The following is a 12,894-nucleotide window of genomic DNA, read 5'->3' as shown; positions in this document are numbered from 1 at the left end:
TATCCCTGGAGGTAACAATATGCTTCCCTTACTCGCTATGCTAGTGCCACTTGTTGCGCCAGTTGTGCAGGCTGTGGCGCCCATTGTGCAATCAGTCGTTGAAACAGCCGGCAGTATCGCCAAGGACGTTGTTAAGTTCGGGCTGGACAATATTTCCAAGGGCATCGATAAGCACTTGGAAAGTATCAAGGCTCCTGATTCACAAACCAAGGAACCTATTTCGTACTGACAACGCGCTCATGCAGTTATTTAAACACCCACGGCAATAACCACACAGGAAATACACTATGATCGGAAATAATAGCGGTATATTTAACAGCGTCATTGGGGGCAGTGCCGGTTTTGTAGGCAGCGGAGAAAACAACAAATCGGAAGAAGCTTCTAAAAAAGCGATGAAGCTACAAGATGAAGCGCAAGCACGCATGACTGAAATGCAATCTAAAGCGGCTCTGAGCAAGATCGTCACTGACGGCATTAATGCCATCATGGCCGGCGCTATTGATTCCGGTAATAAAGCGTCCAACACTCTCAGCAGCTCCGCAAAACAAGTTCAATATTAACCAGTCAGGTTCAGCCCTAGCATTTCGACAGGACTGTTTATCCCCCGCTCTCACAGCGGGGGAACCTTTAACTACGGCACGTGGGCTGTTATCTCTGCCAAGCCCTCTTATCGACCAGAGCGTCTTTATGAATATAAATATCCAGGACGTACAAACACCTTCTTTATCCGCTTATACGAAGACATCTACATCGGCACCCGAGCAACTTGACGTGGGCTGGTTTAATACTGTTTTAAAAAATAACGACCCCGCATCAGTCAACAGCGTGTCGCTAGACAACAAGGCAGGTCAATCATTGACACAGCGCTCCGACTTCCTGCAGGGGCTATCAAATCAGGCTGCACGCGCGCTGCAAAAAGTAGGCCGTCATACGGATCCTATGAACATGGTCAAATCAACCCGCGCCATGTCAGCCTTTCATCTTGAGACTCAACTAACAGCCAAAATGATCAGCAAAACGTCACAAGCTATCGAAAAACTGACCAACCTCTCTTAGGTAAAAAACATGGTGCGTGATCTCTTCAAAGGCCTGTTCTTTATCACCATGTTAAGCATGGCGGGGTGTGGCGAACATGTGGAGCTTCACCGTGAGCTTTCCGAACAGGAGGCTAATGAAGTTATCGCTGAGCTGGCTAACAAGCAGATCAATGCCCAAAAAATTCCTGCTAAAAGCGGTGTGTCCGTACGTATCCGCGCTAGCGATATAAGCCGCGCCGTCAATGTGCTGGAAGCAGCAGGACTACCACGCGCCCAACGCACTAATCTTGGGGACATTTTTCGTAAGGAAGGGGTCATTTCAACCCCCCTGGAAGAACGTGCGCGCTATATCTATGCGCTTTCACAAGAGCTCGAGGCCACGCTGTCAAAGATTGACGGCGTCATTGTGGCTCGCGTGCATGTCGTGTTGCCTGAGCGAGTAGCCCCTGGAGAGCCGGTACAACCTGCGTCTGCATCAGTTTTTATCAAGCACGATACAAAACTGGACCCGGACAGTATTCAGGCACGCGTACGAAGACTGGTTGCCAGCAGCATTCCCGGTATGGCTTCAGCCATTGAAACTCCCAATAAAATAACCACGGTGTTCGTCCCCTCCACCGCTTATCTGGAAAAACAATCACTGGTCTTTCTGGGGCCTTTTCTTATTCCCGAGCAGAACCAGGGATTTTGGAAAAAACTCTTCGTGGCCCTTATTTCCGCTCCGCCGCTGGTGATCATTGCGATTCTGATTTGGTTAAAAAAACCTTCGCGTCGACCTAAACCTGAAGACCCTGCAGCGGCGTTGCCTGACAACGAGCCTCACATCACGGGTGCACCATGAGCGAGGGTGAGTTATGGGCACGGTGGTGGGCGATGGCCTGGAAGCAGGCTCACCCCGATTGGTATGACGCCGAACTCGAGGCGTTGCCCATTGAACAGGCACGCACGTTAACCCGTAGCCAGCACGCTCGCACAGGCAGGGCTTTTGCTATTACGCCTTGCCTGCCTGTCGAACCTGATCGCGCCCTACTCCATTTCATATTGGCGCCAGCTACGCACCAGGCATTCGTTTTGACGCTGGTCGACTGTATCTGTCGCCCCCAGCTGCCCAACTCGTTGTGCACGACTCAGCAACTCTGGTGCCAACGTTTATCCAAGGTCTTGCGCCCCACTGACTGGCTAGCGACGAGCGATGACACTCTACAGCTGTTAAGGGCCTGGGTAACGCCAGCCGTTTGGCAACGCCTGCGTTTGAGCTTTGCTCGCTCCAGAGTCAGTGCGCTTGAACTCATAACACCTCACGCCATTGCAGCACTAAAGCTTCAATCACTATGGCAAGCGGTGCTGTGGAAAAGCATCAAGTTCAACGAAGCAGCCGCAACCTCTCTTTTAGATGAACAGGAGCTTGAGGATGTTGTTACGACGCAAGATTGAACTGCGAGCAGATTTGCCAGGGCTGCCGTCACTACTGATGCCCCATCAAACACTCCTCGACTGCGGCCAGGCTCAACAGATGCTGACGCAGGCACATAGCAAAGTGGATGCATTGCTCAGGGCCGCACACACCGCTTCAGAAGCAGCATGTGAAAAGGCCCGGTCTGAGTTTTGGGGTATGGCCAATGCACAACTGGCGCAGTGGGCAACCCAACACTCAGCCCAGTGCCAGGCGCTGGAGTCAAACGCCACTCAAGTGGTAAATCAAGCCTTGCTTCGTTTACTTGATGAGGTGCCGCACACATCGCGTATCACAGCGCTACTTGCACAACTGCTACGCGTTCAATGCCCTTCACTTAGCACCGTTTTGCGCTGTCATCCGGACGCCCAAGAAGACATCCAGCAATGGTTATCTACCCACGTAGACAATGTTTGGCAGTTGGAGCCTGATGAATCTCTCCCCCCTTTGTCCCTCGTGCTGGTATCAGAACATGGCGATCTGCATATCGATTGGTTCACAACGCGGGATGCCTTATTGCTACCTGACCCGCCTGATGGAACCGATTCAAAACTCAATACCACACAGTAGTCAGTTCATCACTAGGAGAGAACTACATGCCATCATTCGAAAGCATCCAGCGACGAATTGACAACCGTTTTGAACAGGCGCAAAAAAATATCGACTCTATTGCGATGAGCAATCAGGGCAGTCAACAAGACATGATCAGTTTCCTGAGCGCGTCACAAAGAATGGCCTCTGCCACGTTCTCAATGACTGAGCAAACCCGCTTTAAACACAGCCTGACCAAATCCATCATTGATGCAGTGCAATAAATCACCTGCCCTTTGCACGACAACTCGAAGAGCGGTGAATTAAACGTCACCTCGATAAAAGTCGCATCTTGTAACGGTGCAATAAATAGAGTGCTTTCCATGCCTAATACCTCCCCAGGCCCAACCGGCTTGAATCTTTTCCTGCGCGCTTCACTCAGACGCGCGGGCGGTTTAGCATTATTACTGTTCCTTCATATGCACACTCCGCAGGCCATGGCCGCAGTGCCAGAAGAGTGGAAGAAAACACCTTACGCGTATGATGCTGTCAACAGGACACTGCGCGACTTTCTGGAAGACTTGGCTCATTCAGCAGGGCTTCAACTTCAAATTGAGGGCGAGTTAGAAGGCGCCGTGCATGGGAAAATCCGGTCCAATACATTGTTCAATTTAATGGAGCGGTTGGCACTGGAGCATCGCTTCCAATGGTTCGTCTATAACAATACGCTCTACATCAGCTCATTGAGTCAGCAAACCTCTGAACGGCTTGAGGTCGCTGAAGAGGCCGTGTCTGATTTAAAACAAGCCCTTATTCATATCGGCCTGCTGGACGATCGTTTTGGTTGGGGAGAGCTGCCTGAAATCGGCCAGGTCTTGGTGTCGGGCCCAAAACGCTATGTAGAGCAGATCAAATCATTTACGCGCAAAGACTCCGATCTGGCCGAAAAACAGGATGTTTTGACCTTCTCCTTGCAGTTTGCAAATGCGGCGGATCGTCAGATCGACTACCGCGGAGAGAAACTGATAGTTCCTGGAATTGCCAGCTTATTGCGCGGGCTTCTCGATCCTGCCTCGGCAAACAAAACCGGTGTTTTGCCCTCTTCTCAAATGATGTCCAAACTGCCCAACTTGCCGGCCTCTACGCCTTACGACTCCACACTGACGGACATAATCCCGCCGGGCCTGTCTAAAGTTCGGGTCGAAGCCGACGTACGCAATAACAGCGTGTTGATCTATGACTTGCCGCAACGCAATGCGTTGTATCAAACCTTGATCGCCAAACTCGATGTTGCCCGCAAGCTGGTTGAGATTGATGCTGTCATTCTTGATATCAACCGCACCCAACTCAAAGAGCTAGGGGTCAACTGGGGGTTTCAAAACAGCCGTTTCGGGACTGGCATGCAAAACCTCGCAGCAGGCTCTTCGTCAACCTTATCCATTACCAACAGAAGCCGCTTCGCTGCCGACATCAGAGCATTGGAGGAGCGCGGTTTAGCCACTGTCATCTCTAACCCGTCCATCATGACACTGGAAAATCAACCGGCGATTATCGACTTCAACCGTACGCAATACATCAAAGCGGTTGGTGATGGCGTAGCGAATATCATGCCTGTCACAGTGGGCACCAGTTTCCAGGTAATCCCACGCGTTATTAACACCAATGGGGGCAGTCAGATTCATCTGATCGTGGATATCGAGGATGGTAATTTCTCTGAAGTCGCTGGCGGAGATATCGCCTATGACACCCCAGACGTCCGCAAGGCCAGGGTCAGTACTCAAGCGGTGATCGCCGAAAAGCAATCACTGGTGATTGGTGGCTTTCATGTGGCTGAAGAAGTTGACCGCGTTAACAGTGTTCCGTTATTGAGCCGAACCCCGTTGATAGGCAAAGCCCTGTTCTCTTCAACAATAACTAGTAACAACCGACGTGAACGTCTTTTCATATTGACCCCTCGATTGGTTGGCGACCAGGTCAATCCTGTGCGCTATCTGCCACAGTCGGATCAAGATCATCTGAGCGCAGCGTTCGCGCCATTGGCGCGGCGCAGGGCTGAACATCTTCCCATTGTGAAACGCGCAGATGTCGCCGAAACACTCGCCAATCTCGTCACCGGACAAGTGCCCAAGAAGTTCAAGGCGGGACCGATGCCCACTGGCGCAGGGGTTGTCTGTAAAACGCCTAGCCCCTTAAGCCCTGTCCCTGGGGCAAGTCAATGGTACTCAGGCGCGCTTTACAACGTGGCAGTACTGGTCCTGCACAACAAGGGCGATCGCTACGTGCGCATTGATGAAAGTGAATGCAGTAATGAGCATACCTTGGCGGTCAGTATCTGGCCTCAAGCCTGGCTGGCGCCAGGTGAGAAAGCTGAAGTGTTCATTGCCACGCGCACGCGCAATAAAAATGAAAGTACCGCCGTCACACGCCCTTCACTACTAGCCCCTGCGGCGAGGAGCACTCCTAAATGACCCGATTTATACGCATTGGCCTCGCTGCCGGCATCTTGTTCATACTTCAAGGCTGTACTCCCCAATGTCGCGGTGACTCTTGTGAACGTCCGGAGTCGAAGACTGAATCGCTGGTGATTTGGTGGCCTGCAGACATGCGGGTTGAAACAGGGCATAGCACAGAACAGGCAGACCATCAGGCCGTATCGCTAAAACGCTAAGCCTTAATAGGCGCTCAGGCCAATTCGCTTGCAGCGCCTGACTTCATAGCTGACCTGGCGTGTATTCACAATCCCTCAGGAACCTGGCATGCATAAAAATAGCCCTGCGCCGCACCAACTGGTGGCGGCGCTTAGTCAGTACCTCAAGGTTAATTTGCAACTGGAGAATGGGGTGTGCGCTCTGTTCGACAAGCAACAACTGGAAATGTGCATCATCGAGCTTTTACCCATGAGCACGACGGCTATATTGCACTGTGCGATGGGTACTCGCAGCCATGCGCCTGACAGGCACAGCCAGTTGCTCAAGTTGAATCTGCAACCCGATAAGCTCAACGGTTGCTGGTTGGCACTGGATGAAACAGGGGAAGAGCGTTTATGCGCACAGTGCCCGATGGTTTTTTTAACGGAAGAATCATTTTGCCAATGGGTCACAGGCTTTATTGAACAAGTCGGCGAAACCCGCGCACTTCTCAGTCAAACCGCCTAAGCCTTCGCCACATTGGCGTTACGTTGCATCGTTCGATACAACGTAACGCCAACCCCGCCTTACACCTCTGTTCTGAGCTGATCGCGAATCTTCTGCTCCCTCAACGCCGGGTTTGAATCCGTACGCTCGGGGGCCGCCATCGCATCCTTGAATTTCATTCTCAGGGGCGTGTTCTGATCCTTACCGTATTCAAACTCCGCACTAAGCAATTTATGTGCATGGCTGATTCCAGCAGCACTCGAGATTGAAAGCAGTGGTAAAGGCAGTGGAAACACCCGACGATCCGAGCGGCTGGCGCTGTAACTGACGCCAAAACTTTTCACCCGCACGTTATCGACATTTTGCAAGGCCCGCTCGATTTCACCGTCGCCATCCTGTCCTTTCATCAGCGTGTCTTCAAGTGCGCGTAACACACTCGGCTTCAATTCCAGGCCGATGCTCACAGACGTGCCCTCGCTGCTCTCCAGTGACTTAACCGTTCGAGCCAACTCTGGCTGATTCTCGAGTAACTGAATGATTGCGGCCTTGTTGGCAGGTGACGCATCGTTCAGCCAAGAGTGACGTGAATCACCATTCAAGCCCACATAGGAAACCGTGCGAGCCACTGAGCTTAAGGCTCGCCCGTTCTGTGCATGCTGCTGATGCTGGCGTTGAAGGCCGTCGAGTTGATCTTTGAGCGCATGTTGTTGCTCACGCTTATGCACCGGAACCGACGCTGTATCTAATAAGCGCTTAACCGTTTGCAGTTGCTCACCGATGTCTTGTGTCGCCGTCAAAGGTATGGCCTGAAGTGCTGATCTGTATTCAGGGAACACTTGTGCGACGGCATCACACACTTTTGCGAGTGCTTCAGGCTTTACAGCGTCAGGCCGTGTGAACGTAAAGTTAAAGCTGTTCGCCACACTGCGATCGAAACTCACCGCGAAAGACACAGTGGGTGAAGCATAGCTGGCCAACTTTGCACCATTGGGCTCAACTTGTGCCATTCCCAACGTGGCTCCCAGAAAATTACCGGCCGAAACGCCACCCCGACTAAGAAGTTGGGTATCCGATCCATGACTCTCACTGATATCCAAATCCCCCTGCGTAACGGAATGGCTATTGCCCCAGTGGGCAAGATTAAGACTGGCCGACCCCCCGATGGCTGCGCGCATCACACCACTGAGTGTTCCTGAACTTTCTTGACCAATCACATTGGCGCGGGCTTGTGCATAGACATTAACTGTGAGGTCCGCACCTGTTTTCGCTGTTGTACCCGATTTGTGGTCCGCACCCAAACTCAGTAAGCCGTCTAAGTCCCCCCCAAAAAGGCTTTCTAGCATGTTAGGAAGATCAGCCTCCTTGACATCAAAATCAATCGCACTCCCTCTGCCATGCGACACTGTCAATTCAAGTTCAGTGCCCAATCGCACATTCCCCACCAACACCCCGCTTCCTGTTGATAATGGCGACACCCCGGCACCTATCGAACCTGACAAGGAGTGTGCGGTATTCATGCCGATCTTTACATTGGCCCCGGTGTCTGTTCGGCTAATGCTCACACTGTTGGATTTCTCTCTCGAGGCGCCGACAAAAAACTCAATGATAGGCACAGGTTGAATATCAAACGCTATCAGGCCGACGCTCTTCTTTTTGTCTCTGCTTGAGGTCAGAGATTGCCCGCTGGAAGACTGCAAGATGTCTTGTAACAGCGCTTCTTTGAGACCCTTGCCTTCGGCAACACCCAGCAGGCGGGAAATATGGAAACTCAATGCACCGCCTGGCGTGCCAAGGTCTTTGGATAACAATTTGAAGTTTTTATACAGCGCTTCGGCTTGCGCGAAGTTATTGATGTTTTGCGAGGATTTTTTATGCACAGGACTGTCGTGATAGTCCTGCATGATGCCTTTGAGTTCACCCCCAAGCTTTACCAGGTCCGGCGCTTCGCCCTCCAGTGCCGTGACTAAGTGACTTAACCGAGAAAGTGTTAGCGCATGATGAATCAAACCGCCTTCAACCAACGCGGTCGGGTTTTTCACGTCCCGAGTGACATCAGCTGACCACTTCGATAACGCAACACCCTGCCCCTCATAACTGCGTAGCAAAGCAGCCGTGGCGTTGGTCTGCGAGGGCGACAACCGCTCAAAAGCCTGTCGCATCTGATTAAGGCTTGAGTCGGAAGACGGAGGCTTTTTGGCTGTGACTCCATTGTGCTCAGGGGTGACTGTTGCCCCATGCATCTCACCCAAACGGGTCGCCAGAGGAGCACTTTTACCTTCGACCAGAACCAGCGCGCTTTTGAGCTCATCGGCGAGCGGTTGAGTCGATGTCTTCAGGCTCAACTGCTCTAGGCGTGTGGTCATGTCTGTCGTAGCAGGCTGGGCATTCGCAAGGTTTTTAAGCTCAGTGCGCAACGCCTTGTCATTCGCGTATAAACCCTGCAGCCCCACCCGCCCTTTAAAGTGATGCTGAATATCGCGCCCGACTTCTTTAAAACTTTCTACAGGCTTGAAATGAGTTCCAAAACCCTTGAAGTACCCACCGCTCTCAGTGACACCTTCTTGAGTTTGACCCAAGACCGTTGACGAAGCGCCCCACGCGGTAGTGGCGTTGATGTGCCCTTTCATTTGTCCCTGCATCAGGACCGAACTTATCGGCGATGCATCTTTGTTGCTCGATGAAGTAACCGGCCCCCATTGCAGCGCTCCCTGCGCCGAGATATCCAGTCGCCGGTTTTTCTCGCCCCAACGCTTCTCCTGAGGATTATTTTCACCCCAACTGGCGATTAAATGCTGGTCAGCGCCCATGCGTAATGATTTAAGCGGCTGGTTGTCCGGCAATTGAACACGCGTCCAGGCGAGGTCCGATACGTCCGGGGATTGCCAATCTGCTTTGTCCAGCCTGACTAAGCCATCCGTTTGGGTTTGCCCATAAAGGTTGCCCAGGTGATCCAGCGCCAGGGCCTTCAAAGGGCTGGGAGTGGTAAACGTTAAGGTTTTTTCCTTCCCATCAATGTGCGCGTGCAACTGATTTTTATCATCGAGGCTCACAAAGCGTTTGCCGTTTTCAACTGCAAAGCCGGTGATCATCCGCTCCTCATCGCCAGCCATGACCTCAGTAAGAGTGACGTGTGTCTGTGCACGGGCGGGAGGGGCCAAGTCATAACTGCCGCCCATATGGACCGGCTCTCGGCTTTTGAGTGTTGCCAGTTCTTTCAACTGGCCTGCTTGCAGCGCATAAGCACGACCATCCAGACCGCGCGCCAGATGATCCACATCCACATGCTGGGTCTTGTCCCAACTCTGTGCTGCCGAGTCCCAAGACATCAGCGTGCCACCCTCGAGCGCAACTTTACCCCGCTGCCCAAGATCAATACTGCCCGCCAATGCTTTCAACTCAAGGTCTGGCACCCCTCTGTCGACGACTTTGAGCATCACGTCAGTAAGGTTCCACTCCGGTAACAATCGGGGGTTATCCGTTAATGGATTGCTATGCAGTTGCTTGTAGTTGTCAGCCACCAACGCATTAAGCTGGCCATTATCGTCATGCATGAAGCCTTTGACATGAGCGCCGCTTTTGGGCAACTCGACGGGCACCTGGTGCATCTGCAAAAGGCTTTTATCAGCACTTCGCAAATCTGCGCGAAGCAGCTCGCCGTCTTCAGTGGTGGCAAAGAGCGTATGACCTGCCAACCCGATTCGGGTCAGTGCAACAGGCTCTCCAGACTCACTGACAGGTGTCAGCCGTGCAGGAGCACCACCTGTTGCAGTGTTAGCAATTTCAAGGGACATGTCGTCTTCTGATTGCATCAGGCTCACCTGCGTGGTGCCCTCAACACTCATGTCACTGATGCCCTGCGGCACCTTCATCAACGCGCCCTCATTGGTCAAACCAAGTCGTTGGTACTGCCCCTGATCTTTGTCGGGTAACCAGGTGTCCGTTTGAGGTTCAAAGCGATGCAAACGCTGTTCTATCAAACGAAACTGATCACCTTCTTGCGTTGTGTGTACACCGCTGACTTGCCCTAAATGCGCTCTCCCCGGGTTATTTATGACCTCAGGACTGGCAGCCTGAGTGCGGCTGCTTTTGAACACAGCCGCAGCGGCCGGCGTACATGAAAGATGAAAAACATTGAGTTTTTGATCCACTAAACGTAGCCCTTGGCCTTTGTCTACCCCCGCAGAGTCTTGCATAAAGCGCTTGGGGAGCTGATTGAGTCGATCGGCCATTTCTCGGCCGGCTTGCGACCCTTGCACAACGACTTTTCCGTGTTGCAACGTTGCGTTGAACGCCATTGAGGACACGTGATAGTGACGAAACTGAGTCAATGCGACAAGTTGCTTGCTGGCTCGCCCTCGTTGAAAGAGGTCACTGCAGCATTTAACAAAACCACGAGAGGCTGGCTTTTGCGCTATGGCGTCATGGCCAGGCTTCGCTGCGCTTGACGTATTGAGCTGACTCAGATTAGGAATGATGCAATCTAAAGGACTTAAGGGCATGAGACACTCGATTGACTGGCTGATATAGCCTGAGTGACCGTTAATTAACACTCGGTTCCCTTAGCCCTTACAACCGATCAAGCTCCGGCAGCTCAAGGGTTTCACGAAGTGCCTCGGCATCCAGTTCATGCAAAGTACGATAAATCACAGCCACAGCCTGTAATGTCTCTCGACTGATGCAATGGCCCAGCTCTTCGCGATACAACGTTCGGGCCAACCATACACATTGAACAACCGGAACATCCGCAGCCTTGGCTCTGACGATCATGTCCCGCGCCTGAGCATCCGTGCCTTTGTCGATTAACACTGGCAATGGGGTGTGCGGAGGACGGTAATACAGCGCTACAGCAAAATGGGTCGGGTTCACCAGCAGCATGTCCGCGTCCTCGAGCGGCGGCGGTTTGGCCGACTCTCCCTCTTGCGACATCTCTTGGGCCAATGCCCTGCGCATCATTTTCACGTGAGGGTCGCCTTCCATATCTTTGTATTCCTTGACCACATCGACATAAGTCATGCGCATACGCTTTGCAAAAAAGTACCGTTGAAGCGATAAATCGATCATCGCCAGAACCAACAGCATCCCTAGACAAACGTGCAATAAATGCCGAAACAACACAATCAACGCATCGATGTAACCCGGTAAATCACCGTTGACCAAACCCACCAAGGCGCCCAGGGAAGGCCCGATTACCCGATAGAGCACAAAACTGATCAATACGGCTTTGAACAGCCCCATCAACATGTTCATCACCGACTGGGCCGAGAACATTTGCTTGGCCTGGTTAATCGGGTTGAGGCGGTTGAAGTCCGGCTTGAGCGTTTCGGGGGCAAAAAGAAAACCAAACTGAAACCAACTGCTGATCAGCTTCATCAAAATGGCGCCGCCCGTCATCAACAACGCCAAACCAAGAAACACCTGAGTGACCTCTGCCACGACCTCTTGTAAAGCACGGATAAAGGGCTGTCCGATCAGGGAAGCAGGCAATACCAATAATTGTTGAAGACGCTGCATGACCCCGTGAGCCGTCATCATCGCCAACTCACTCAACAACGCCAAAACCAGCAACTTGCCGACATCCTGGCTCTGTGCCACTTGCCCTTTCTTGCGTTGGTCCTGAAGCTTTTTTTGGCTCGCTTCATATTTTTTTTCGCCAGAGTCACTCATGAGGCGGGCACTGTGAACAACAACGCCAGTGAGTACTTCAAGTCATCCAGCAGCCCCATACGTCCCACAATCAAATCCTGCAGCTGGGGTAAGTAAATAATCAAAAAACATAACCCGGCCAAACTCTTGGCTGGCATCGATAACACAAAAACCTGCAATTGCGGGCTGTAAAGACTTAGCAGGGCGATGGCGAACTCAACAATCAACAGTAATGCGATAAAAGGCGCTGCGTACAACACCATATGCGTGATGGTATCTCCCAGCAGGGTTAAAAAAACTGCATACCCATCTGCTGCCAGATTCGGCACCCACAGGGTCGGTGGCCAGATCAAATAACTGTCCCATAGCACCTGAGTCAGGCTGGTCAAACCCAGTGTCACAATCAGCAGAAAAATGCTCAATTCCTTGAACATATGTCCAATGGGCGTGGCATCCGGCCCCAACGAGGGGTTGAGTTGACCACCGATCAGCGCACCTCGTTGATTATCGAGCAAAGCGCCCACTGACTCGAAAAGCCAGAAAGGCATGGACAGCAGCATGCCCAACAAAAAACCTAAAATCGCTTCTTTGAATACCAGGCCACAGAGTGCCAACAAGGTGTAATCAAACGCCATCAAATGGTGATGAACCCCCGGGACGGGCATAAGGGCGACTGAAAAAACAATGACGTGACGCGGCATACCGCGCACATGCTGAAAGCAAAAGGCCGGAACCATGTAAAAACAGGGATACAAGCGCGCCATGGCAATGGCCATGCTGGGCAGGTATTCAAGAAAGGGGATGTGTGGCGTCATGACCGCTCCCTATCCGCGCGCCGAGCGCGAAACCATGTCGAACATGAGGTTAAGGAGTTGAATCATCTCGACCCCGATCCAGCGTCCCGTCAACGCCAACGTAATGCCCACAGCCACCAGTTTGATCCCGAACGGCAGGGTTTGATCCTGTATCTGCATCAATGCCTGGACCAGGGACGTCAAGACGCCCACCACCACAGCCACAATCAGCGGAGGCGCAGACAGCAGCACCACCAACAACATGCCTTGTTTGAAAAGCAGCGTAGGGTCCATAGGGCATC

The 12,894-nt window shown here is 52.3% G+C and carries 14 protein-coding genes; 10 read left to right on the top strand and 4 right to left on the bottom strand.

The annotated features are described in order from the left end of the window. The first annotated feature begins 19 nt into the window (after nucleotides 1–19). From AP059_RS06605 to AP059_RS06565, 10 genes are all read left to right on the top strand, one after another. Nucleotides 20–229, top strand: coding sequence for a hypothetical protein (locus AP059_RS06605; RefSeq protein WP_059762428.1), 210 nt, complete (start codon nucleotides 20–22; stop codon nucleotides 227–229). A 58-nt stretch (nucleotides 230–287) separates the two neighbouring features. Continuing rightward, the gene (locus tag AP059_RS22250; protein ID WP_059762427.1) at nucleotides 288–560 is read left to right on the top strand and encodes a hypothetical protein; all 273 of its coding nucleotides are present in this window, start codon (nucleotides 288–290) and stop codon (nucleotides 558–560) included. A 127-nt stretch (nucleotides 561–687) separates the two neighbouring features. Next, complete coding sequence (gene sctI, locus AP059_RS22440; protein ID WP_059762426.1) at nucleotides 688–1,056, top strand: type III secretion system inner rod subunit SctI; 369 nt, start codon at nucleotides 688–690, stop codon at nucleotides 1,054–1,056. 9 nt (nucleotides 1,057–1,065) lie between these two features. Continuing rightward, a complete protein-coding gene (gene sctJ, locus AP059_RS06590) occupies nucleotides 1,066–1,878 on the top strand; it encodes a type III secretion system inner membrane ring lipoprotein SctJ (protein ID WP_059762425.1) in 813 nt (270 codons plus the stop codon). A 32-nt stretch (nucleotides 1,879–1,910) separates the two neighbouring features. Continuing rightward, the gene (locus AP059_RS06585; protein WP_177332358.1) at nucleotides 1,911–2,471 is read left to right on the top strand and encodes a type III secretion protein; all 561 of its coding nucleotides are present in this window, start codon (nucleotides 1,911–1,913) and stop codon (nucleotides 2,469–2,471) included. Further along, nucleotides 2,449–3,060, top strand: a complete 612-nt coding sequence (gene sctL, locus AP059_RS06580) for a type III secretion system stator protein SctL (protein ID WP_059762423.1) — start codon at nucleotides 2,449–2,451, stop codon at nucleotides 3,058–3,060. The genes AP059_RS06585 and sctL overlap by 23 nt, the downstream gene beginning before the upstream one ends. A gap of 26 nt (nucleotides 3,061–3,086) precedes the next feature. After that, nucleotides 3,087–3,305: a type III secretion protein HrpF gene (locus AP059_RS06575; protein WP_059762422.1), complete on the top strand. Its 219-nt coding sequence runs from the start codon at nucleotides 3,087–3,089 to the stop codon at nucleotides 3,303–3,305. A gap of 195 nt (nucleotides 3,306–3,500) precedes the next feature. After that, entirely contained in the window at nucleotides 3,501–5,489 is a 1,989-nt protein-coding gene (sctC, locus tag AP059_RS06570) for a type III secretion system outer membrane ring subunit SctC (RefSeq protein WP_256209745.1), read from the top strand. Continuing rightward, nucleotides 5,486–5,689, top strand: a complete 204-nt coding sequence (gene hrpT / locus AP059_RS22675; RefSeq protein ID WP_082706766.1) for an HrpT family type III secretion system protein — start codon at nucleotides 5,486–5,488, stop codon at nucleotides 5,687–5,689. Before sctC ends, hrpT begins: the two co-directional genes overlap by 4 nt. A gap of 88 nt (nucleotides 5,690–5,777) precedes the next feature. Next, nucleotides 5,778–6,176, top strand: coding sequence for a type III secretion system chaperone (locus AP059_RS06565; protein WP_048363091.1), 399 nt, complete (start codon nucleotides 5,778–5,780; stop codon nucleotides 6,174–6,176). 59 nt (nucleotides 6,177–6,235) lie between these two features. Here the strand turns inward: AP059_RS06565 and AP059_RS06560 are convergent, their stop codons facing one another. The 4 genes from AP059_RS06560 to sctS form a co-directional block, all read right to left on the bottom strand. Further along, entirely contained in the window at nucleotides 6,236–10,450 is a 4,215-nt protein-coding gene (locus tag AP059_RS06560) for an AvrE-family type 3 secretion system effector (RefSeq protein ID WP_059762420.1), read from the bottom strand. Between the two features lie 271 nt (nucleotides 10,451–10,721). Next, complete coding sequence (gene sctU, locus AP059_RS06555; RefSeq protein WP_059762419.1) at nucleotides 10,722–11,819, bottom strand: type III secretion system export apparatus subunit SctU; 1,098 nt, start codon at nucleotides 11,817–11,819, stop codon at nucleotides 10,722–10,724. Beyond that, complete coding sequence (gene sctT / locus AP059_RS06550; RefSeq protein ID WP_059762418.1) at nucleotides 11,816–12,613, bottom strand: type III secretion system export apparatus subunit SctT; 798 nt, start codon at nucleotides 12,611–12,613, stop codon at nucleotides 11,816–11,818. The genes sctU and sctT overlap by 4 nt, the downstream gene beginning before the upstream one ends. Before the next feature lie 9 nt (nucleotides 12,614–12,622). After that, entirely contained in the window at nucleotides 12,623–12,886 is a 264-nt protein-coding gene (sctS, locus tag AP059_RS06545) for a type III secretion system export apparatus subunit SctS (protein ID WP_048363087.1), read from the bottom strand. Between the last annotated feature and the right edge of the window lie 8 nt (nucleotides 12,887–12,894).

This window comes from Pseudomonas sp. TAA207, from assembly GCF_001529285.1.
In the GTDB taxonomy this organism is placed as follows: domain Bacteria; phylum Pseudomonadota; class Gammaproteobacteria; order Pseudomonadales; family Pseudomonadaceae; genus Aquipseudomonas; species Aquipseudomonas weihenstephanensis.
The sequence above is the reverse complement of the archived record's forward strand: the minus strand, read 5'-3'. Positions and strand labels throughout refer to the sequence as shown.

Coding starts and splice junctions, on each gene's coding strand:
- sctS (WP_048363087.1), bottom strand. CDS start 12,886: ATGGACCCTACGCTGCTTTTCAAACAAGGCATGTTGTTGGTGGTGCTG.
- AP059_RS06565 (WP_048363091.1), top strand. CDS start 5,778: ATGCATAAAAATAGCCCTGCGCCGCACCAACTGGTGGCGGCGCTTAGT.
- sctI (WP_059762426.1), top strand. CDS start 688: ATGAATATAAATATCCAGGACGTACAAACACCTTCTTTATCCGCTTAT.
- sctT (WP_059762418.1), bottom strand. CDS start 12,613: ATGACGCCACACATCCCCTTTCTTGAATACCTGCCCAGCATGGCCATT.
- AP059_RS22250 (WP_059762427.1), top strand. CDS start 288: ATGATCGGAAATAATAGCGGTATATTTAACAGCGTCATTGGGGGCAGT.
- sctU (WP_059762419.1), bottom strand. CDS start 11,819: ATGAGTGACTCTGGCGAAAAAAAATATGAAGCGAGCCAAAAAAAGCTT.
- AP059_RS06605 (WP_059762428.1), top strand. CDS start 20: ATGCTTCCCTTACTCGCTATGCTAGTGCCACTTGTTGCGCCAGTTGTG.
- AP059_RS06575 (WP_059762422.1), top strand. CDS start 3,087: ATGCCATCATTCGAAAGCATCCAGCGACGAATTGACAACCGTTTTGAA.
- sctC (WP_256209745.1), top strand. CDS start 3,501: ATGCACACTCCGCAGGCCATGGCCGCAGTGCCAGAAGAGTGGAAGAAA.
- sctJ (WP_059762425.1), top strand. CDS start 1,066: ATGGTGCGTGATCTCTTCAAAGGCCTGTTCTTTATCACCATGTTAAGC.
- AP059_RS06585 (WP_177332358.1), top strand. CDS start 1,911: ATGGCCTGGAAGCAGGCTCACCCCGATTGGTATGACGCCGAACTCGAG.
- AP059_RS06560 (WP_059762420.1), bottom strand. CDS start 10,450: ATGGCGTTCAACGCAACGTTGCAACACGGAAAAGTCGTTGTGCAAGGG.
- hrpT (WP_082706766.1), top strand. CDS start 5,486: ATGACCCGATTTATACGCATTGGCCTCGCTGCCGGCATCTTGTTCATA.
- sctL (WP_059762423.1), top strand. CDS start 2,449: ATGTTGTTACGACGCAAGATTGAACTGCGAGCAGATTTGCCAGGGCTG.